The following is a 20,248-nucleotide window of genomic DNA, read 5'->3' as shown; positions in this document are numbered from 1 at the left end:
GCATCACGGCGCGATGGCGGCCGTGGTGCCGAGGCCGACGGGTTGGCGGCGTCCTTCGTCACATCGGGAAACCGCGACTGGCAACCCTGAACCCCGATGTTTAGACTTTCGGTCATTCTCTGACTGTTGAAACCAAAGCGAGGCTTCCATGGGACTGAATGTTTACCTGTCCGGCGAAATTCACACTGACTGGCGCGATCAGATCATCGACGGGGCGCAGGGGCTGGACGTGACCTTTTCCGGCCCTGTGACCGATCATGCCGCTTCGGACGACTGCGGCGTCGAGATTCTCGGCCAAGAACCGGACAAGTTCTGGCACGATCGCAAGGGCGCGATGGTGAACGCCATCCGTACCCGCAAGGGCATTGCCGATGCCGATGTGGTGGTTGTGCGCTTTGGCGAAAAATATCGCCAATGGAACGCTGCCTTCGATGCAGGCTATGCCGCTGCCTTGGGAAAGTCGCTGATCATCCTGCAACAGCCCGACCATGACCACGCCTTGAAAGAAGTCGATGCGGCGGCGCTTGCCGTGTGCCGCACCCCTGACGAGGTGGTCAGGATCCTGCGGTATGTCCTGACAGGCACGTTGCCCGGCTGATCCCGATCCCCCGATCCGTATTTCGGAACGTGAGGTCACGTCGGGTGCACAGACGGATGTCTGGCGTGTATAAACGCCAATAGCGCATCCGCGGGTGTGCCGAGATCCACAGGGGGACAACGTTATGATTCAGGAATTCAAGGATTTCATTGCCAAGGGCAATGTCATGGACATGGCCGTCGGCATCATCGTCGGCGCGGCCTTCACCGCCATTGTGACTTCGCTGGTGGGCGATATCATCAATCCGATCATTGCCCTTTTCACCGGTGGCATCGACTTTTCCGGTTGGTTCTATGCACTGGACGGCGAAACCTACGCGTCGCTGACAACCGCCATCGAGGCCGGCGCGCCGGTGTTTGCGATTGGCAAGTTCATCATGGCCGTGATCAATTTCCTGATCATTGCCTTTGTGGTCTTCATGCTGGTCAAAATGGTGAACAGGATCAAATCCGCCGCTGAAAAACCCGACGAGATCGCTCCGGAGGTCAAGACCGGACCCTCGCAGCTTGACGTGCTGCTGGAGATCCGTGACGCCCTGCGCAAATAGACGGCCTGCGCCCCCGGGCAGACCGGTCCGGGGCCTTGGAACACAAAAAGCGCGCCTTCCCGACGGGACGGCGCGCTTTTTTGATGCGTGGACGCCTAGTAGTCTTTCTCGAAAAAGATCCCCAGACTGGTGTTGCCGTCGGACGAAGCAGTGCCGCGCGCGGTAATGGAGCGGGTGATATCGAGGTTCAGGTTGATCTCGCTCTGCCCGTTGGCGCCCACGGTCACGTCGGTGTACACGTTGTCGGTCAGATATTTGCCGACGCGCAGCTCGGTGGTGCCGTCTTCGGCGGTCGCCACGTCCAGATCATCGACCCCAAAGCCCATCCGCAGCCGGTCGACGATCCCGTCGCCGCCCTTGCCCACCAGGGTGTTGATCGCCGAGGCGATACGCAAGGCCTGAAACGCCGAGATCTCTGTGACATTGCGCCCGAACAGCAGCAGCGCCAGCACCTCCTCTTCGGGGCGGTCCGGGCTAGAACTGATCGACACATCCGGGTCCGAGACGATGCCGCGGATCTCGAACCGGATCGAGGTGTCGTCACGCTGCGTGGTTGCAACCACCAGAATGGTCGGCACCAGCGAGCCCCGCATCACGATTGACGCCCGGTCAAGTTCGATGCGCTGCCCCAGGATGTCGAGCCGCCCGCGGATCAGGTCGAACTGACCGTCCGGAATGATGTTGGACAGGGTGCCGCGAAGCCGCAGCTCTCCGCCCAATTCGGCGTCCAGTCCGCGCCCGCGGATAAAGATCTGACTTGGCGCCTGCACCAGCACATTCAACCGGTAATTCAGGCCGCCGCCGCCGCCACCACTGCCCTGGGCCTCGAGCCGCCCGGCTCGGGCCCGGGTCTGGCGCGATGCGGCGGATTCATTGATATGGCGCAGCTGGAAAGAGCTGCCAGTGGCGCCCAGCCCGGTGTCCGGCACCCGGACCTCGACCTTGGCCAGCTGCAAGGTGCCCTCAAGCGCTGCCGTCGAGGCCAGCGGCCCGCGCAGCGACAGGGCGCCGCTGACCTCGGTTTCGTACAGCCCCGGATCCGCCACCGCGACATTGCTCAGCACCACCGCCAGATCGCCGTTTAACGGAGCAGACAGCGTGACCGGTCCGCGCACCGCCAGCGTGCCCCCGGTCGACGCCTGAGAGGTCAGGTCGATGTTGGCCCGCCCTCCGGTCAGCGCGACGGTTCCATTGATGTCGGTCAGGTTCAGGGGCGCCGACGGCAGAACCAGGCTGGCCCCGGCCGTCCGTACCGTGCCCGACAGCGCCGCAAGCCCCGGGGTGCCGTTCAGGCGCAGGTCGAAATTCGCGGTGCCGTTCAGGATGTTGGGCTCGAGGAACTGGTTCACCAGGGCTAGGGGCGCGCTGCCAGTGGCAGCGATGTTGGCGCGGCTGGCATCGGGGGCCAGGGTGCCGCTCACCTGCGCATTGGTGCCGCCGGGGCCGGTGACATCGGCATCGACGCGATAGTCGCCGCCCTGCGTGCTGGCGGTGCCTGTCGCGGTGGCCGGTCCGTCGAAACCCGGTGCGAACAGGCCCAGATCGCGCAGCCGCACGTCATACCGCAGATTGCTCGACGTGGTGCCAAGCGCCCCGCTGACATTTGCGGTGATCTGCCCGGTCTCGACATCCAGAGTGCGCACCGTGATCACGCCGCCTGCATCCCGCGCCGCATCCACGGCGATGGTTGTCTGGCCCGCGACGAGCTTGTCCACCGCGGCAATGCCGCTGCGCAGGTTCTGCGCGGTGCCGGTCACATCGGCGGCAAAGGTGGCGTCCCGGGGGTCATAGCTGCCGGATCCGGACAGGTTCAGGCTGCCGCCGAGGGGGCGGCCGACAAGCCCGGCATAGGGCGCCAGTGAATCAGCCTGCACGCGCCCCGAGCCGCGGATCTGCCCCAGAACCTCATTGGCATAGAAGGCGACAATCCGGGCATCCAGATCGACGCCGCCGGGGCCGGTGGCGGTGGCGTCCAGCGTCCATTCATCGCCCGCCTGGTCCAGCGCGCCCGTGATCCGTGCCGAGCCGTTCAGCCCGGGAACAGCGCGCGAGGCTTCGGGCAGGCGGATGTCGAAGCGTGCGGCGCTGGCGGCGTCGCGCAGCACACCTTCGGCGGTGGCGATCAACCCGCTGGCATCCAGATCCAGATTGCGCAGCAGGATACCGCCGCTGTCCCGGGTGACATCCAGCATCAGGGTGCTGCGTCCGGTCAGCAGACCGTCGAGCTGTGCAATGTCGGTCTTCAGGTCGGTGACGGCGCCGTTGACATCCGCCGAAAAGAACTGCGTCGCGGGGTCGTAGCTGCCGGTTCCGGTCAGATCCACCGCGCCGCCGATGTCGCGACCGGTGAAGACACCGTAGGGGGACAGATCCGCCGCCCTGACCGTGCCGCTGCCCTGAATCCTGCCGAGGACATTGTCGGCATACTCGGCCATCACCTCGGCGTCGATATCCATGCCGCCCGGGCCGGTTGCCGTGGCGTCCAGCGCATAGGAGGTGCCGCTCTGATTGAGGGTGCCACGGACCCGCGCCGGGCCGCGCAGGCGCGGTTCCACCCGCGAGGCGTCGGGCAGGTCGATGTCGAATTCGGCCGTGCTGCCTTCGGGGGTCTGCCGTCCGGTGGCTGTGGCGCGCAGCCCGTCCGCATCGACGTTGAGGTTGCGCAGAACCAGACCGTCGGCGTCGCGTTTGGCGTCGAGGGCAAGCGTTGTGCGTCCGCTCAGCAACCCGTCAACCTGCGGCACCGAGGTTTTCAGGTCCGTCGCGGTGCCGGCCAGATCGGCGGCAAAGTACAGCGTTGCCGGGTCGAAACTGCCGGACCCGCCCAGATCCACCGATCCGGCGATGTCACGCTGCGCAATCGCGCTGTACGGAGAAAGATCCGCAGCCTTGATCGTGCCGCGGCCTTCGACCTTGCCCAGCACCGCATTTGCATATTGCGCAATGATTTCGGCGTCGATGTCCACGCCGCCCGGGCCGGTCGCCCGGGTGTCCAGCGTGTAGGTGGTGTTGACCTGCCTTAGCGTGCCCTGCACCCGTGCAGCCCCCTTCAGCCGGGGCTCGACCTTCGAGGCATCGGGCAGGTGGATGTCGAACTGTGACAGGCTGCCGTCGTCGGTCTGCTGCCCGCTTGCCACTGCCGTCAGACCGGTGGCCTTGAGGTCGAGGTTGCGCACCACAAGGCCATCGGCATCCCGCGCCGCGTCCAGTTCGACCGATGCCCGCCCGCTCAGCAATCCGTCGACCTGCGGCACATCCGCCCTGAGGTCGGTGGCGCTGCCGGTCAGATTGACCGAGAAATACTGCGTCAGCGGGTTGTAGGCGCCCGAGCCGGCCAGATCGACCGCGCCGCCAAGGTCACGTTTGGCGATCACGCCGTAGGCCGCGATATCCTTGGCACGGACGGTGCCGGTGCCGGTGATGTCGCTGACAGTGCCCTCGTCATAGGTGGCCTGAACACGGGCGCGGATATCGGCGCCGCCGGGACCAGAGGCTGTGGTGTCCAGCGTCCAGAGTGTGTTGACCTGATCCAGCTGACCCTGCACCCGTGCCGGGCCGCTCAATTCGGCCAGAACGAGGCTGGTGTCCTTCAGGGCCACATCAAAGCGCGCGGCGCTGGCACCCGTGCGCAGACGTCCCTCGGCGGAAATCGTGCCGCCGGTCGCGTCGATTTTCAGAGTGCGGAGCAGAACGCCATTCTCGTCCCGCAGGGCGTCGATGGCAAGAGACGCCTCGCCGGCAAGGATGCGGTCCGCTTCGGGTACGCCGGTCACCAGATCGCGGGCGGTGCCGGTGATGGTGGCGTCAAAGGCACCGTCCAGCGGCTTCGCCTGTCCGGTCAAGGTGACGTTGACACCGCCGCCCAGTTCACGCCCCGCAAGGCCGGAAAAGCGCGACAGGTTGACGGCCGCCACCTGGGCATTGCCGGTGATCTGCGGCGCAAAGGTGTCGCGCAGCCCGGTGATGCGCAGTGAACCGTTCAGGTCGATGCCGGCGCCGGACAGCCTGATCGGCGCCAGATCCAGCGGTGAATCCTCTTTCCAGTCAAAGATGATTTCGCCGTTGATCGCCTCGCCCAGGGCCGTGGCCATGGCGGCGTCCGCCGGGGACAGGCCGGTGAGGTCGATACCGAAGCGACCCGCCACGTTGCCCAGCGATGCGCCTTCGCCCCGGCTGATCCGGCCAAGGCCATTGATCCGCGCCTGTGCCAGATCCACATCCGCGCGGTCCAGACCGTTGAGCAGCAGGTCGGCGCTCCAGCTGTCGCTGTCCGCCGCGTCGAATTTCACATCCAGATCCAGGCTGTCGATCCGCGTCTCGACCCCCGGCAGCGGCAGCAGCAATGCACCGCCCGCCGCGTTTGCGACACGACCGGTCAACGCAATCTCTTCGGGCCATTTGTCAGGTCCCAGCGCGAGATTGCCGGTCAGGGTCAGGGCCTCGGTGGTGAGGTCGAGGGTGTTCAGGCGCAGCCGCCCGTCGGCCAGCGTCTGGCCAGCCACGTCCAGAGACAGGTTCGGGCCAAAGAAGGCGCGGTTGGCCGCAGGCAGCATCGGTCGGATGTCACCTGCCAAGGTCGCGGTAAAGGCGTTGCCTTCGGGTCCAGCTTCGGGCAGGGCGGCCAGAGTCACGCGACCGGTCAGCCGATCCTCGCCGTCCGTGGCCAGCGACAGGTCGGCGGCGAAGTCGTCCAGCGGTCCCTCACCCTGGATCTTCAGCGCAATCGCCGGGCTGTCGGGCAGGTTGATCAGCTTGGCGACGATGCCGTCGCGGCCTTCCACCAGGCTGAGATCCACCGAGAGGTTCCCGGTCTCGTTGGCATAGGTTGCCGCCAGCGCCAGCTCGCCGGTCTTGCCGTCGATCCGGTTGATTTGCAGATCCGCGTCCAGCGCGCCGTCGACCAGGCTGGCCGCACCGACCACCGACACTTCGGCCGCGACACCCAGAATCGGAGCCCCCAGCACCGCGCTGGCGATGTTCAACTCTTCGATTTCGACAGATACCGGCAGTTCCGGCAGGCTGAAGGGCTTGGCCTCGGGGTCAGGCAGCGCGTCACCGGGAAGGGGTTTGCGTGGCAACAGCACTTCTTCGGCGGACAGCTCGGCGATTTCGATCCGACCGCGCAGGATGGCCAGCCGGTTCCACGACAGGCCGACGTTGTTCAGGGTGATCCAGACACCTTCGGCATCCGCAATGGTCAGCTGTTCGATCGTCGCCCGCGACGACAGGGCGCCGGCAAAGCCGACAATGCGGATCTGCCTGCCCTCGGCGGACAGGTTGTCCTCGAGCAGGGCCTGGATATAGCCACGGTCGTCGTCAGACGTCGATTGCGACAGCACGGGCTGCGTGACGAACAGCGCGAAGATGACGAGGAGGCAGAACTTAATACGCTTCAAAATGCCTGTCCTATGCCGATGTAGAATTGAACGCCGTTCCCGGTGTCGCCGCTGACCGGGCCGGCGACATCAAACCGGATCGGTCCGATACCGGTATTGTAGCGGATGCCAAGACCCGCACCGGAATGCCAGTTGCCGGTCCCGTCGTAAAAGCCGCTTTCGCCGATATAGCCCGCATCATAGAAGGCCACGGCGGCCAGATTGCCGCTCAGGTTGGTGCGGTATTCGGTCGAGACGCCGACAAAGCTGCGCCCGCCGGTGCTGTCACCGTTGCCCAGATCGACGTCGAGCGACTGGTAGGGTTGGCCGCGTACCGAGCCGCCACCGCCAGAGGTGAACAGGTATTCGGGCAACGTCTGGTCCAGATCCGATCCCACGACCGACCCCAGTTGCAGCCGGGCGGCCAGAACCTGGCTCCTGTCTTCGACAACCGGGAAATAATAGCGCGCATCGCCGGTGAAACGTGCACCGGACTGGCTGCCGTTCAGGCCGACATAGGGCGTGGTGGTGGCGTCCAGATAGTAACCGCTGCCCGGGTTGAGTTCGTTGTCCCGCTTGTCCAGCGTGACCGAAAACGGAAACGTCAGCAGGGTAAAGGTGCGGTCGCCCAGATCGTCCGACGTTTCGGAATAGACAAAGCTCACGCCGCCTTCTGCGGTCAGGTCGTCGGAATAGATCCGGCTCAGGCCCAGACCCAGCTCGACCCGGTCGGAGAGGTACGTGGGTTCGTCCATGTGCGACAATTCGGAATAGACGAAACCGTTGGTGTCCGGTCCCAGAACCGCCGGAATTTCCAGCCGGGCGCCCAGAGAATAGTCCATGCCCGAGTCGGTCGATCCGATGTTGGACACCTTGCCCTCGACCCGGAACCGCTCGGCACCGCCAAACAGGTTGCGGTGCAGCCAGAAGCTGGTCAATTCAACACCCTGCAACGACGAGATCTGGGCGCCAAAGCCAAAGCGGCGCGGCTTGGCGTCCACCACGTTCACACCGATGTCCATGCTGCCGTCGGCGGCCACGGTTTCGCCTTCGACCAGCGCCACAGAGGAAAATGCCCCGGTGCGGCGCAGGCGCAGTTCCGCGTCCCGCAACTCCTTTGGCGAAAACTGCATCCCGGTGGGGATCGCGGCAACCCGGCGGATCACCGACCCGCGCACGGCACTGGGCTGGGTGCGGCGCAGGTTGCCGAATTTGACCAGCGGACCGGGGGCGATGCGCATCGACACGTCCAGCACGTTGCGGGCGTGATCGGCGACGACGCTCTGGTCGGCCAGTTTCGCCTTGGCATAGCCGGCATCGCGCCAGGACACGATGGCCGAGGTCAGCGCTTCGCCGACGGCACCGCTGCGGGCGCGTTCGGTTGCGCTGAAATCCTCGGGCAGTTCGGTGCCCGGTGGCAGGGGGCTAACATCGGTGCGGGCAAAACGGTAGACCGGACCCTGATTGATCAGCACGCGGACGTCGCTGATCTGCGAGGGAACCGACAGCAGCGGGATGTCAGAGGCCTGGCGGCCGTCAATGAGGATGTCGATGGTCGGGCTGTAAAAGCCGTTCGCATACAGCGCATCCAGCAACCGGCCATAATCCGACAGAGCGGCGGCGAACAGGTCCTGAGCGGTGACACGCTCGTCCTCGAACGCGGTTTGCAGCGCCGAAGCATTGCGCAGTTCGGTGCGCAATTCGTCGTTTTCGGTGCTCAGCCGGAAAATGACCTTGTCGAGCGCATCCGCAGGTAGGGGGGCCACAATGGCGCAGGCAGAGGCCAACATCAGCCCGTACGACAGGCCTTTCCAACGATACATTTCCCCGGGTCCCCCTGCTCGTCCCTCTTGTGGGCAATCTTAGTGCCAACAAGGCGGCGCGGCTACTGTTGTGGCATCACATTTTTCCACGGCGCCCGCCGAGGCGCCCTGCCATCGGGGTTTTGCAACCCCTTGCATATGCCGTCGGTAGCCCGGCGAGGATCACAGTTTCCTGGGGTGGGCATCGGGACCGCAGTCGCTGTGATGCTGACAGGGCCGCCGGATTCCCGCGCGCCCCTGAATGCTGCCTGCGGCCCGGTCAGAGTGCCGAAGTCAAGTGTCTGAAATGGCCAGAATTTGCGAAATTCTCCTGCCGATTTTTCGCGCTGGTCTGATCGGACTGGCGTCGCGGGGCCGCTGCGGACGTGCAGTTATCGGGCGCGCTCCGGGGCGCGGGCAGCGCCGCGTGACCGGCAGGACTGTCGGTCACGCGGCGGTCGTTGGCGCTGCCGCAGCTGTTGCATTTTCGCACGGATTTCGGCCGTGGGACGCGCGGCTGTGCCCGGAAACCGGGATACAGGGCCCTTCGGGTCGGACCTGTTGATGGGCATGGACGGCGTTTCAGGAAGACGCGTTCCCGCAACCGCCGGTCCGGACCGCTGAGCGGCAGTCACACCAGCGGGATCAGGTGCCGGTGAACAGCGCGCCAAAGCGGTCGCGCAACTCCTTTTTCTGGACCTTGCCCATGGTGTTGCGCGGCAGTTCCGGCAGGATCACCAGTTTGCGTGGGTGCTTGAAGCGGGCAAGCGAGGCCTTCATCTGCGCGCCGATGGCCTCCAGGTCGGGGCCTTGGCCGGGGGCAGGCACCAGAACGCCGACCACGGTTTCCCCGAAATCGGGATGAGGCACGCCGATCACCGCCGATTCCAGCACGCCTGCCTGAGCATCCAGCAACAGTTCTATTTCCTTGGGATAGATATTGTAGCCGCCCGAGATGATCAGATCCTTGTTGCGCCCGACAATCGAGACATAGCCGTCAGCGTCGATTTCACCCAGATCGCCGGTGATGAAGAACCCGTCGGCCCGCAGCTCCTCGGCAGTTTTTTCCGGCATCTGCCAGTACCCTTTGAACACATTTGGCCCGCGCACTTCGATCTGGCCAATTTCGCCCTGCGGCAAGGTCGCGCCGGTGGCGGGATCGGTGATTTTCAGTTCGACACCGGGCAGGGGAAATCCCACCGTGCCGGCCCGCCGCTCGCCCTCGTAGGGGTTCGAGGTGTTCATATTGGTTTCGGTCATGCCATAGCGTTCGAGAATGCGGTGGCCGGTGCGGGCGTGGAACTGCACGTGCGTTTCCGCCAGCAGCGGTGCCGAACCAGAGATGAACAACCGCATGTGTTGTGCCAGGGAGCGGTCCAGGCGCGGATCCTCAAGCAGGCGGGTGTAGAACGTCGGCACGCCCATCATCGTGGTCGCCGCCGGCATCCGGGCGATCATCCGGTCGAGATCGAACCTCGGCTCAAAGATCATCGACCCGCCGGCAACCAGCGTCACGTTGCTGGCCACGAAAAGCCCGTGCGTGTGAAAGATTGGCAACGCATGCAGCAGCACGTCATCCGCCGTGAACCGCCAGTAGTCCGCCAGCGTCTGCGCATTGCTCAGCAGGTTGGTCTGGGTCAGCATCGCGCCCTTGGACCGCCCGGTGGTGCCCGAAGTGTAGAGAAACGCGGCAAGGTCATCGCCGTCGCGCGCCACGGTGTCAAAGGTGTCGGGTTGCACTGCCGCAGCATCGGTGAGCGTACCGGTGCCATCCGCGTTCAGCGTCTGGATCTGCGCACCACACGCCTTGGCGACAGGGGGCAGGGCCTTTGCCCTTGACGCATCACAAATCAGCAGTTTCGCCCCCGAGTTTTCCACGAAATAGCGGATTTCCTCGCCCATGTAGCCGGTGTTCAGCGGCAGGAAGACCACGCCGGTTTGGGTGCAGGCGGCATACAGGGCCAGAGCTTCGGGAGATTTTTCGATCTGCGCCGCCAGCCGGTCACCGGGCTTTAGCCCCAGAGCGCTCAGTGCATGCGCGAGTCGGGCCGCCAGTCGCAGGAACGCGGCGTGCGACAGGGTTCCGCCATCCGGCAGGTGCAGAAAGACCGTGTCGCACCCGGCGTGGCGGCCGAAAAGAGTGTCATAAAGCGGGTTGGCCATTCATCGGTCCTTCATGCGTCTTGCAGTGCCACGGCTCCGGCCAGCGCACGGACCTCGGGTGAGGCGGCGATGGTGCCGCTGGTGGCAAATCCTTCGTGGTTCTGGGTGATCTGCGCCAGATCGTACAGATAGTTCACCATGACTCCGCCCGACTGGCGCAACCCGTTGTCAGATGTGTCGGCCCCGGCGTGGACCGCATGCACCAGTGCCCCGTTGCCAAGGTGAAACCGGGCCACGGGGTCGACCGGGCCACCGGTGTCGCGCCTGGCCTTTGTCAGGTAATGCGCCGCTGTCTGGCGCTGGGCCAGAGGGTCATCGGGCAGGCTGCGGCCCTGTTTTTCGAGCCAGCGGTTCAGTCCGGGGATCGGCGACAGGGTGATAAAGGTCTTGAGGCCGGGCAATTCGCGCGACAGATCCGCGACCACCTGCTTGATCAGCGAGTTGCCGAACGAGATGCCCGCAAGACCGGCCTGACAGTTCGAGATGGAATAGAACACGGCGGTGTCGGCATCCTGCGCCGCCAGCGGCGCGCGCCCGTCCGCCAGCAGTGACTGGACCGATTTCGGCACGCCACGGGTCAGTGCAACTTCGACAAAGATCAGCGGTTCGCTGGGCATCGACGGATGGAAATAGGCGAAACAGCGCCGGTCGGCGGGCTGAAGACGGCGCCGCAGATCGTCCCAGCTGTGGATTGCGTGGACCGCTTCATAGGCAATGATCTTTTCCAGGATCTCGGCCGGACTTTCCCAGCTGATCGGGCGCAGCACCAGGAAACCGCGGTTGAACCAGGAGGCAAAGAGGTGCCGAAGGTCCAGATCCAGCATGGCAAAGTCGGGATTCTGATCGCTCATCCGCAGCAGGTCCGCCCGCATGTCCACCAGCTGCCCGGTGGCGCCCGGCACCTGGTTGAGCCTGCGCGCAAGTTCCTGACGGGGCGGTTCGGAGATCGCCATCAAGGCACGGTAGCTGGCCTTGCCGGGGTCGGCCTCGTACCGATCCAGGGCACCGCGCATCGCAGCGATGTCCAGACCCAGAGCGTCGGTGAGATAGGTGAAAAAGGCGCGCTTTTCCGGCCATTCCATCGCCGCGTAGCGGTCGAGCACCAGCCGGGCCAGGGCCATGCCCGACACCTCTCCGGCGTTGCTGATCAGGTCGGCGCACAGTTCTTCGATGCTGCGGCCCTTGCGGTCGGGTTCCGTGGCTCCGCGGTAACGGCGGTCAAAAACCGTCGACAGCAGATCTGCAAAAATGCTCATAATCCTTGTCCCATCACTTGATCGGGCAGCCAGGTGGCGATGCCCGGAAAGAGGCAGAGCAGCACGATGCCCAGCACCATGCAGGCGACGTAGGGCAACGATCCGAGCAGAATGGTCTTGAGCGAAATGTCCGGCGCGATACCGTTGATGACGTAGAGGTTGAGCCCGACAGGCGGCGAGATCAAGCCGATCTCCATGTTGATGGTCAGTACGACCGCAAACCAGATCGGATCAAAGCCGGCGGTGGTGATGATCGGCAACAAAATGGGCGCTGCCATCAGGATGACGGCGACCGGCGGCAGGAAAAACCCGGCAACCAGCAGGAACAGGTTGATCATGGCCATCAGCACCCAGCGGTTGACGTCGAGGGTGCCGATCCATTCAGCGATGCTCTGGGTGATGAAAAGCGACGACAGCATGTAGGAAAACACGCCGGCCGCGGCGATGATGAACAGGATCATCACCGATTCCCGGGTGGAATCGCGAAGCACGACCCACAGGTCGCGCGGATGCCACATCCGGTAGATCAGCACCGCAATGACAAGGCAGAGCAGGGCGCCGACCGCGGCGGTTTCCGACGGCGTCGCGATGCCGCCGTACATGGCATACAGCACACCCAGGATGATGAGCAGGAAAGGCAGGACCTTGGGCAGGATCTCGAACTTCTGCTTCCAGGAGTAGTGCGTGGCGCTCAGCACGCGGGTGTCACCCGAGCGCCAGGTGGCATAGATCGACCACGCCATGAACAGCGCGACCAGCAGCAGCCCGGGGAAGACGCCGGCCAAAAACAGCCGCCCGATCGAGGATTCCGTGGCGATGCCATAGACGATCATCGTGACCGAGGGCGGGATCAGGATACCCAGCGTGCCGCCCGCGGCGATCGATCCCGCGGCAACGCCGTCGGGATAGCCGCGCTTGCGCATCTCGGGGATGCCCATCTTGCCGATGGCCGCACAGGTTGCGGGGCTCGAACCGGACATCGCCGCGAACAGGGCACAGGCCCCCAGGTTCGAGATGACGAGACCGCCGGGAATACGGGTCAGCCAGCGTTCCAGCGCCTCGTAGAGGTCGGCGCCCGCGCGGGTCGAGGCGATGGACGAGCCCATGATGATGAACATCGGGATCGACAGCAGGGCAAAGTTGTCCAGCTTGCCGAACAGGATCTCGGGCATGAGTTCGAGCGAGCGCAGGCCGTCGAACACCATCAGGAACCCCGCCGACACGATCAGCAGGCCAATGGCCACCGATACCCCGGAAAACAGGACAAAGATTGTCACAAAGGCGACAAGTGCGCCCAGAACCAGCGGGTCCATTCAGAGATCTCCCGATGCGCGGGCGGTCAGGCCTTCGGCCTGGATCCCGAAGGGTTTGTCGATATTGGCAATCACGGCGTACAGATCGGCCAGCAACTGCATCAGCAGCAGCGCAAGGCCGATGGGCAGCGACAGGTAGGGCTTCCACAGCATGACCCCCCAGACCGTGTCCGACCGCCAGCCGCGCATCCAGGCAAAGTGCCAGAATTCATAGGCATACCACAGCATCACCGCGATGATCGCCGAGGATACGCCGAGTGTGACTATGGCGAGCAGCTTGCGCGCGCCCATGGGCAAGGCCAGCGGCACAAGGTCGACGTTCACATGGCCGCGCAGCCGCTGCACATAACACAGCCCGATGAGGGTGGCCGCGATCATCAGGTAGATCACCGCCTCGGTCTGCCACACGGTCGAGCCGTTGAGCACGAACCGGACAAAGATCATCTGGCAGGTGATGGCCACGGCCACCACGATCATGCCCGCGGACACCCAGCCTGCGAAGGTCGAGACCGCGGCGACTGCTTTGAGAAAGGGGTTGTCGCCAGTGCGCGCGGCACTGACAGGGGTTGCGCCGGACATCGGTGCTCCTTGCCTTGATAAAAAGGGGCGCCCGGATCGGGCGCCCCGGGAAGGTGTCAGATCACTCGACGGCAAGTGCCATGTCGAGCAGTGCCTGACCGTCCGGCGTCTCGTCGACGAACGCCTTGTAGGAGGTTTCCGCGGCGAGCTTGCGCCATTCTTCGAATTCCTCGGCTGTCATGTCGTCGATCTGCACGCCATTGTCGGCAAAGACCTTGCGGCTTTCGGCGTCTTCCTTCTTGGCCTCTTCGAGGTAGAAAGCCTGGGCCTTGGCCGAGGCGGCAGTCAGAGCTGCCTGCTGTTCGGCGGACAGCCCGTCAAAGGTTGTCTTGTTCATCAGCAGGGGCTGGTACATGAACCACAGCGCGTAATCGCCCGGCGGGGTGTAGCAGGCGACCTGTTCGTAGATCCGGTAGCTGACAAAGCTCGAGGACGAGGTATTGGCAGCATCCAGAACGCCGGTCTGCATGGCATTGTAGATCTCGGAGCTGGCCATCGAGGCGATCGAGGCTCCGGCACCGGCCAGCATCTGCTCGAACGCCTTGCCGGCCGCGCGGGTCTGTTTGCCCGGCATGTCGTCGACAGAGGTGATGCAGCTGTCCTTGCCCGCAAAGCCGCCGGCGAGATATCCGTGCACCAGCACGATCACGTCATCTTCGGCCATCTTTTCCTCAAGCGCGGCCATGAAGGGGCTCGCGGTCAGGCGTGCCGCATGATCGTGGTTCTTGACCAGGCCCGGCATCAGCGTGAGGTTGTAGGCCGGTTGCTGGCCGCCGGCGTAGGACAGCGGCAGCACTGTCATGTCAAGCTGACCGCGTGACAGCGGCGTATATTGCTCACGCGCCTTGAACAGCGACTGCGAGCCGAAAATCTTGATGTCGAGGTCGACATTCGCTGCCGCGACTTCGTCGGCGACGATCTGTGCGACCTGGTGGCGAACGTCCGAGTTCGACCACTGGTGCGACAGGCGCAGCTCGGCGGCCTGCGCAGTCGACCCGAGCGCAGCCAGCGTCAGTGCGGCCACAGTGCTGTGTAGAATGTGCTTCATCTGTTTCTCCCCAAACATCCGACCCTCCCCGGTCGGATTTGATGTGCCAAGGGTGGGGGAGAGAGCACACAGAGTCAATGATCTTGTATACAAGAAATTCAATCTTGCCGACAAGCCATCGCCGAAGTAGCATGCTGCTATGGAAAAACTGCGCCCGAACGAAATTGCTGACGCGCTGGAAGAGCTTGTCTTTACCGGCGAATTCCGCGATGGCGACCGACTTGACGAGATCACGCTCGCCGCCCGGTTCGGGGTGTCGCGCACGCCAATCCGCGAGGCTTTGCAGCGGCTTGTTGTTTCGGGACTGGCCGAACAACTGCCGCGACGCGGGGTGTTCATCCGCCAGCCCGGACCGGTGGAACTGATGCAGATGTTCGAGACGATGGCTGAAATCGAGGCCGCCTGCGGTCGGTTGGCGGCGGTGCGGATTTCCGAGTCGGCGCTGGATGGACTGGAAGAGACCAACGCCCGTTGCCAGGCTGCGGTGACGGCGGGCGACGTTGACGGCTATTACCGCGAAAACCAGAGGTTTCATCAGGTGATCTACCACGAGACCGGCAACAGCTTTCTGGAAAACGAGGCATTGCGGCTGAACCGTCGCCTGAGCCCGTTTCGTCGGGTCCAACTGCGCTGGCGCGGGCGCATGTCCCAGTCGATGGCGGAACATGAAACGGTTGTCCGGGCGCTGCGCGATGGGGATGCCGTGCTGGCGGCCGATACCCTGCGCAGCCATGTGGCGGTGCAGGGCGAGAAGTTCCACCAACTGGTGTCCAGCCTGCGGATGGCGGCGCAGTAGCACACGGCTGCCGAACCGGGCTGATCAATTTTGGGGCGTTGGCATCTCCCGGGCGGCCCGAATTCCAGGGGTCCTCGCCGGGATGCAGGCTTGTCCGTTGCGGTGTGCGCCTTTGCATGGATGATGCACCCGCAAAGGAGAAAGCCATGCCCCTGACCGATCACGGCCGATATGCCTTCAGCCCGATCCCTGCACGCCCCGATTTCGACTGGCCGGGCAAGGCGCGTCTGGCCGTGTATCTCGGCATGAACCTCGAATGTTTTGACTTCGGGAGCGGCCTCGGCGCCGAGCTTGCGCCCGGCGGGCCGCAGCCCGATGTGCTGAATTACGCCTGGCGGGACTACGGCAACCGGGTCGGCGTCTGGCGGATGCTGGAGCTGTTCGATCGTCTGGGTCTGCCCTGCACGGCACTGGTCAACAGCGCAATGTACGACGCCGCCCCGGGCGTGGTCGAGGCGTTCCGCGGTCGCGGCGACGAGATTGCCGGCCATGGCCGCAGCAATTCCGAACGGCAGGGCAGTCTGGATGCGCGCGGCGAGGCGGCGCTGATCGTGGACGCCACACAGCGCCTGCACCGCGAGGAGGGCCGCAGGCCGAAGGGCTGGCTGGGGCCCTGGATTTCGCAAAGCAGGGTGACACCCGATTTGCTGGACGAAGCGGGGTATGACTATCTGCTTGACTGGTGCCACGACGATCAGCCGGTCTGGATGAACACCCGGGCCGGGCGCATCCTGTCGGTGCCCTATCCGCAAGAGCTGAACGACATTCCCCAGATCATCGGACGCAAGCGCGAAGCCGCGGAGTTTGCAGACATGATCCTCGACAGCTTTGACGTGATGCTGGCGGAAAGCGCACGGCGCCCGCTTGTCATGGGAATCGCCTTGCATCCCTATATCATGGGGCAGCCGCACCGGCTGAAGCATCTCGACAGGGCGCTGCGCGCCCTGACGGCACGATCAAACGATCAGGTCTGGTTCACCACTGCCGGTGCGATCAATGACCACTACCGTCAACTCGGGCTTTAGCCGATCACCAGCCTGATGCCATAGGCCACCAATCCCAGTGCGCCGACACTGGCCAGCCATATCGCGACAAACCACGCCAGACGCCTGCCCACTGCGCCCCCGGACATCAGTGATACCCCTGATCCGGGTCGATCTTGCCGCGGAACACCCAGTAGGCATAGGCGGTATAGGCCAGGATCAGCGGCACCAGCACCGCCGCGCCGACCAGCGTGAATTTCAGGCTGCTCTCGGGCGCGGCGGCCTGCCAGATGGTCAGGTCAGGTGGCACGATGTGAGGGTAAAAGCTGATGCCGATGCCGACAAAGCTGATCCCGAACAGCGACAGCGCCGAAAGGAACGGGGTGACGTCGCGGCGGTCGCGCAACCCGGTGAACAGTTTCCATGTGGTCAGTGCCAGCAGCCCGGGCATGATCACGCTGAACAGGCTGCCCGGAAGGTTGAACCAGCGCTGAAAGTAGACGACATCCTGCAACGGGGTCAGGACGCTCACCACCCCGATCGCTGCAAGTGTGGCGATGGCCAGCGGTCTGGCATAACCGCGCATCTGCGCCTGCACCGGGCCGTCCAGCTTCATGTTGAGCCAGGTGGCACCCAGCAGTGCATAGCCCACCACCACGGCCCCTCCGGTCAGCAGGGAAAACGGCGTCAGCCAGTCCCACCAGCCGCCGCCATAGGCGCGGTCGACCACCTTGATCCCCTGCACCAGCGCCCCCAGCGCGATGCCCTGCATCAAGGCCGCCAGCGTCGAGCCACCGCAGAATGCGATGTCCCAGACCGATTTCCAGCGTCGGGTGCGCCATCGGTATTCAAAGGCGACACCGCGGAACACCAGCGCCAGCAGCATCAGGATGATCGGCATGTACAACGCCGGCATCACCACGGCGTAGGCCAGTGGAAACACCGCGAACAGCCCGCCGCCGCCCAGCACCAGCCAGGTCTCGTTGCCGTCCCAGATCGGCGCGACCGAGTTCATCATCAGGTCGCGGTCACTTTCCGAGCGCCCGAACGGGAACAGGATACCGACGCCAAGGTCAAACCCGTCGAGCACGACATAGGTGAGCACGGCAAAAGCGATGATCCCGGCCCAGATGAATGCGTAATCAATGATCATGGCGTGCTCCTATTCCGCAAGGCGGGTTTTCTGCTCGGTCTGTTGCGCCGGCGTGACTCCGGCCGAGCGGATCGGTCCGTCGTTGAGGCCCAGCCGCAATGTCCCCGGGGGTTTGCTCATCATCCGCAGGATGTAGAAGGTGCCCGCGCCAAAGACGAAGAAGTAGACAATGACAAATGCTATCAGCGATGCGGCAACAGCGGGGGCCGCGATCGGGGCAAGACTGTCGGTCGTGCGCAGCAGGCCGTAGACAGTGAACGGCTGGCGGCCGACCTCGGTGGTGATCCAGCCGGCCAGAACGGCGACAAATCCGGCGGGGCCCATGACCAGGGTGACCCGATGCAGCCACCGGTCGGAGAAAAGCTGCCCGCGCAGACGCTGGACCAGACCCCAGATGCCAACCGCGAGCATTGCAAACCCCAGCGTGATCATGATCCGGAAGCTGAAGAACACGATCTCGACCGGCGGCTGATCCGCCTCGGGTATGCTATCCAGTCCCGCCAGTGGGGCGTTCAGGTCATGTTTCAGGATCAGGCTCGACAGTCTGGGGATCTGAAGCGCGTAGTCGATCCGCTTTTCCGCCGGATTCGGGATGCCGAACAGGATCAGCGGTGCGCCGTCCGGATGGCTGTCATAGTGCCCCTCCATCGCCATGACCTTGGCAGGCTGATGCTGCAGGGTGTTGAGCCCGTGGGCGTCCCCGGCCAGGATCTGCAGCGGCGTGACGGCCACCGCCATCCACATCGCCATCGAAAACATCCGCCGCGTCGGGGCGCCGGCGGTGCCGCGCAGAAAGTGCCATCCCGCGACACCGGCCACGACAAAGGCGGTGGTGAGATAGGCCGCCAGCACCATATGAACCAGCCGGTAGGGGAAGGAGGGGTTGAACACCACCGCCCACCAGTCTTCCGGTACGAACTGGCCGACATCGTTGACGCCAAATCCTGCCGGTGTGTGCATCCAGGAGTTCACCGACAGGATCCATGTCGCGGACATGAGCGTGCCGAAGGCAACCATGCCGGTCGCGAACATGTGCAGACCGTCCCCGACCTTTTCACGTCCAAAGAGCATGATGCCAAGGAAGCCCGCTTCGAGAAAGAACGCCGAAAGCACTTCGTAGGCCATCAACGGCCCCAGAACCGGGCCGGTCCTGTCGGAGAACACGCTCCAGTTCGTGCCGAACTGATAGGACATGACGATTCCGGAAACGACTCCCATGCCAAAGGCCACGGCAAAAATTTTCTTCCAATAGTCAAACAGGTGCCGGTATGTCTCGTCCGCGGTACGCAGCCACTGGGCATTCAGCACCGCCAGAAAGCTCGCCAGACCGATCGAAAATGCCGGAAAGATGATGTGGAATGACACGGTGAAAGCGAACTGCGCTCGCGCGAGGATCTCAGCTGTGAAACCATCCGGCATGGCTTGCTCCTGTCTCTGATGTCCGCGCCGGAGGGCACGTCCCGTGCGTAGATCTAGTTTCGTGATACTGTCAGGCGATGGAGGGGAGCACAAATCTGCGCATTTGTCGCGTCGAAGTGCGGCCCTGAGCCTTTCGCAGCCTTGTCCTGTTCAGTTCCAGCAGTGGCCCGGATGCCAGACTCCGCGCCATCGCCCTGACCTCGGACGGGGTCATTCCGTTGGCGTGATAGTACGAACAATCAACGCAGATCGGTAAGGGGCCACCGTCGTGCCGGAGTGCCTGTGCCAGAAATGCTCCGGAAACCGGAAGCGGATCTGTCGGCGGGACAGGTGCGTCCAGCGAGGATCGGTACGTCTGATCAAACTGGCACCCGTGAAGCCTCGGAAGCTGGCGGGCTGACAGCGCGGGTGGAAAAGACAGCAAGCAAGGGGGGCTGGTGGACGGACGGTCGCAAGGCAGCTTGATTCTCAAGCGTTCGGTCACGGCATCTGATGGGTCAGACAGCGGATGAAACGATCGGGATTCGATGTCCGGATTTTGCGGATACGGTCGCAAACCGTAAGAGCGCCGAGGGTATTCACCCTGCCGACGAAGCTACGGGTGCCGGGACCTCGGTGAGATGGCTCCGCAACTGGTCACGGCAGCCGAAACGGAGGTGTTTGCGGTTCGGCGGTCAAGCGACCATCAGGGCAATTGCCCTGTAGTTGCGAACTGATGCGCCGGACAGCGACGCCCTCCGCCTCCCCTTCACCGTGAGCACTATGGACCAGGGCTAGCTCCGCCGGGTTCTCATGTCCCTGACCGCTCCCCGTTTCGGCCACTTCGATCTCGTCATGCGAGCGATGCCCACTTGCCTGCTCCGCGGCATGGGCAAAGCTCGCGATCAATGTCGTACGACTTTGCCGACCTGCATGCCTTCTTGGCAGATTTGCGATGCACATTGTCTGCACGGGAACTTACGTGGCACTGCCGAGACGAAGCTGTCCCAAAGGGCTTTTGCATTTTCCAAAGAAAGGTTCCCACCACTAGGGTCCAGACTCATTGAGTTTCAAAGCCAGAAGAGGATCGTCGCTGCGAGAGCTGTTGCGGAGAGGAAGGTCTCGGGGCATCGGTCATATCGTGTTGCGACGCGTCTCCGGTCCTTGAGGCGGCCGAACATGATCTCGATCACTGCCCGGCAGTGCATTGCGCAGCAATGTCACGAGAGGGGCGGTT

At 64.0% G+C, this 20,248-nt stretch carries 15 protein-coding genes; 4 read left to right on the top strand and 11 right to left on the bottom strand.

Annotated features, from left to right (window positions below; all coding sequences use genetic code 11):
- Window positions 1–148 precede the first annotated feature (148 nt).
- The gene (locus FOY53_RS19295) at window positions 149–598 is read left to right on the top strand and encodes a YtoQ family protein (RefSeq protein WP_146591938.1); all 450 of its coding nucleotides are present in this window, start codon (window positions 149–151) and stop codon (window positions 596–598) included.
- A gap of 124 nt (window positions 599–722) precedes the next feature.
- Complete coding sequence (gene mscL, locus FOY53_RS19290) at window positions 723–1,145, top strand: large conductance mechanosensitive channel protein MscL (RefSeq protein WP_146591936.1); 423 nt, start codon at window positions 723–725, stop codon at window positions 1,143–1,145.
- Window positions 1,146–1,240: 95 nt separating this feature from the next.
- On the opposite strand, the gene FOY53_RS19285 is transcribed toward mscL, so the two are convergent.
- The 7 genes from FOY53_RS19285 to dctP form a co-directional block, all read right to left on the bottom strand.
- Complete coding sequence (locus FOY53_RS19285; protein ID WP_146591934.1) at window positions 1,241–6,541, bottom strand: translocation/assembly module TamB domain-containing protein; 5,301 nt, start codon at window positions 6,539–6,541, stop codon at window positions 1,241–1,243.
- A complete protein-coding gene (locus FOY53_RS19280) occupies window positions 6,538–8,343 on the bottom strand; it encodes an autotransporter assembly complex protein TamA (protein WP_186766673.1) in 1,806 nt (601 codons plus the stop codon). Before FOY53_RS19280 ends, FOY53_RS19285 begins: the two co-directional genes overlap by 4 nt.
- A 624-nt stretch (window positions 8,344–8,967) precedes the next feature.
- Window positions 8,968–10,485 carry a malonate--CoA ligase gene (locus FOY53_RS19275; RefSeq protein WP_146591932.1) on the bottom strand — a complete coding sequence of 506 codons (1,518 nt, stop codon included), beginning with the start codon at window positions 10,483–10,485 and terminating at the stop codon, window positions 8,968–8,970.
- An 11-nt stretch (window positions 10,486–10,496) separates the two neighbouring features.
- Window positions 10,497–11,741 (bottom strand): malonyl-CoA decarboxylase, encoded by a 1,245-nt coding sequence (locus tag FOY53_RS19270; protein WP_146591930.1) that lies wholly within the window; start codon window positions 11,739–11,741, stop codon window positions 10,497–10,499.
- Window positions 11,738–13,054 carry a TRAP transporter large permease gene (locus FOY53_RS19265; protein WP_146591928.1) on the bottom strand — a complete coding sequence of 439 codons (1,317 nt, stop codon included), beginning with the start codon at window positions 13,052–13,054 and terminating at the stop codon, window positions 11,738–11,740. Before FOY53_RS19265 ends, FOY53_RS19270 begins: the two co-directional genes overlap by 4 nt.
- Window positions 13,055–13,633 carry a TRAP transporter small permease gene (locus FOY53_RS19260; RefSeq protein ID WP_146591927.1) on the bottom strand — a complete coding sequence of 193 codons (579 nt, stop codon included), beginning with the start codon at window positions 13,631–13,633 and terminating at the stop codon, window positions 13,055–13,057.
- A 61-nt stretch (window positions 13,634–13,694) separates the two neighbouring features.
- Window positions 13,695–14,681, bottom strand: a complete 987-nt coding sequence (dctP, locus tag FOY53_RS19255) for a TRAP transporter substrate-binding protein DctP (protein WP_146591925.1) — start codon at window positions 14,679–14,681, stop codon at window positions 13,695–13,697.
- A gap of 139 nt (window positions 14,682–14,820) precedes the next feature.
- On the opposite strand from dctP, the gene FOY53_RS19250 reads away from it, so the two are divergent.
- Window positions 14,821–15,477, top strand: coding sequence for a GntR family transcriptional regulator (locus FOY53_RS19250; RefSeq protein ID WP_146591923.1), 657 nt, complete (start codon window positions 14,821–14,823; stop codon window positions 15,475–15,477).
- Window positions 15,478–15,623: 146 nt separating this feature from the next.
- On the top strand, window positions 15,624–16,502 hold the full coding sequence (locus FOY53_RS19245) for a polysaccharide deacetylase family protein (RefSeq protein WP_146591921.1): 879 nt from the start codon (window positions 15,624–15,626) through the stop codon (window positions 16,500–16,502).
- Here FOY53_RS19245 and FOY53_RS19240 read toward each other — a convergent pair.
- From FOY53_RS19240 to FOY53_RS19225, 4 genes are all read right to left on the bottom strand, one after another.
- The gene (locus FOY53_RS19240) at window positions 16,499–16,609 is read right to left on the bottom strand and encodes a DUF2474 family protein (protein WP_146591919.1); all 111 of its coding nucleotides are present in this window, start codon (window positions 16,607–16,609) and stop codon (window positions 16,499–16,501) included. The two genes, FOY53_RS19245 and FOY53_RS19240, sit on opposite strands and share 4 nt — an antisense overlap.
- Entirely contained in the window at window positions 16,609–17,613 is a 1,005-nt protein-coding gene (gene cydB / locus FOY53_RS19235) for a cytochrome d ubiquinol oxidase subunit II (protein ID WP_146591917.1), read from the bottom strand. Before cydB ends, FOY53_RS19240 begins: the two co-directional genes overlap by 1 nt.
- 9 nt (window positions 17,614–17,622) lie before the next feature.
- Window positions 17,623–19,032, bottom strand: coding sequence for a cytochrome ubiquinol oxidase subunit I (locus tag FOY53_RS19230; RefSeq protein ID WP_146591915.1), 1,410 nt, complete (start codon window positions 19,030–19,032; stop codon window positions 17,623–17,625).
- A gap of 1,049 nt (window positions 19,033–20,081) precedes the next feature.
- On the bottom strand, window positions 20,082–20,219 hold the full coding sequence (locus tag FOY53_RS19225; protein WP_281289597.1) for a transposase: 138 nt from the start codon (window positions 20,217–20,219) through the stop codon (window positions 20,082–20,084).
- Between the last annotated feature and the right edge of the window lie 29 nt (window positions 20,220–20,248).

The sequence above is a fragment of the Puniceibacterium confluentis genome (genome assembly GCF_007923445.1).
GTDB lineage: Bacteria > Pseudomonadota > Alphaproteobacteria > Rhodobacterales > Rhodobacteraceae > Puniceibacterium > Puniceibacterium confluentis.
The sequence above is the reverse complement of the archived record's forward strand: the minus strand, read 5'-3'. Positions and strand labels throughout refer to the sequence as shown.

Coding starts and splice junctions, on each gene's coding strand:
- dctP (WP_146591925.1), bottom strand. CDS start 14,681: ATGAAGCACATTCTACACAGCACTGTGGCCGCACTGACGCTGGCTGCG.
- FOY53_RS19270 (WP_146591930.1), bottom strand. CDS start 11,741: ATGAGCATTTTTGCAGATCTGCTGTCGACGGTTTTTGACCGCCGTTAC.
- FOY53_RS19280 (WP_186766673.1), bottom strand. CDS start 8,343: ATGTATCGTTGGAAAGGCCTGTCGTACGGGCTGATGTTGGCCTCTGCC.
- FOY53_RS19265 (WP_146591928.1), bottom strand. CDS start 13,054: ATGGACCCGCTGGTTCTGGGCGCACTTGTCGCCTTTGTGACAATCTTT.
- cydB (WP_146591917.1), bottom strand. CDS start 17,613: ATGATCATTGATTACGCATTCATCTGGGCCGGGATCATCGCTTTTGCC.
- FOY53_RS19260 (WP_146591927.1), bottom strand. CDS start 13,633: ATGTCCGGCGCAACCCCTGTCAGTGCCGCGCGCACTGGCGACAACCCC.
- FOY53_RS19225 (WP_281289597.1), bottom strand. CDS start 20,219: ATGCACTGCCGGGCAGTGATCGAGATCATGTTCGGCCGCCTCAAGGAC.
- FOY53_RS19250 (WP_146591923.1), top strand. CDS start 14,821: ATGGAAAAACTGCGCCCGAACGAAATTGCTGACGCGCTGGAAGAGCTT.
- FOY53_RS19245 (WP_146591921.1), top strand. CDS start 15,624: ATGCCCCTGACCGATCACGGCCGATATGCCTTCAGCCCGATCCCTGCA.
- FOY53_RS19295 (WP_146591938.1), top strand. CDS start 149: ATGGGACTGAATGTTTACCTGTCCGGCGAAATTCACACTGACTGGCGC.
- FOY53_RS19230 (WP_146591915.1), bottom strand. CDS start 19,032: ATGCCGGATGGTTTCACAGCTGAGATCCTCGCGCGAGCGCAGTTCGCT.
- FOY53_RS19240 (WP_146591919.1), bottom strand. CDS start 16,609: ATGTCCGGGGGCGCAGTGGGCAGGCGTCTGGCGTGGTTTGTCGCGATA.
- mscL (WP_146591936.1), top strand. CDS start 723: ATGATTCAGGAATTCAAGGATTTCATTGCCAAGGGCAATGTCATGGAC.
- FOY53_RS19275 (WP_146591932.1), bottom strand. CDS start 10,485: ATGGCCAACCCGCTTTATGACACTCTTTTCGGCCGCCACGCCGGGTGC.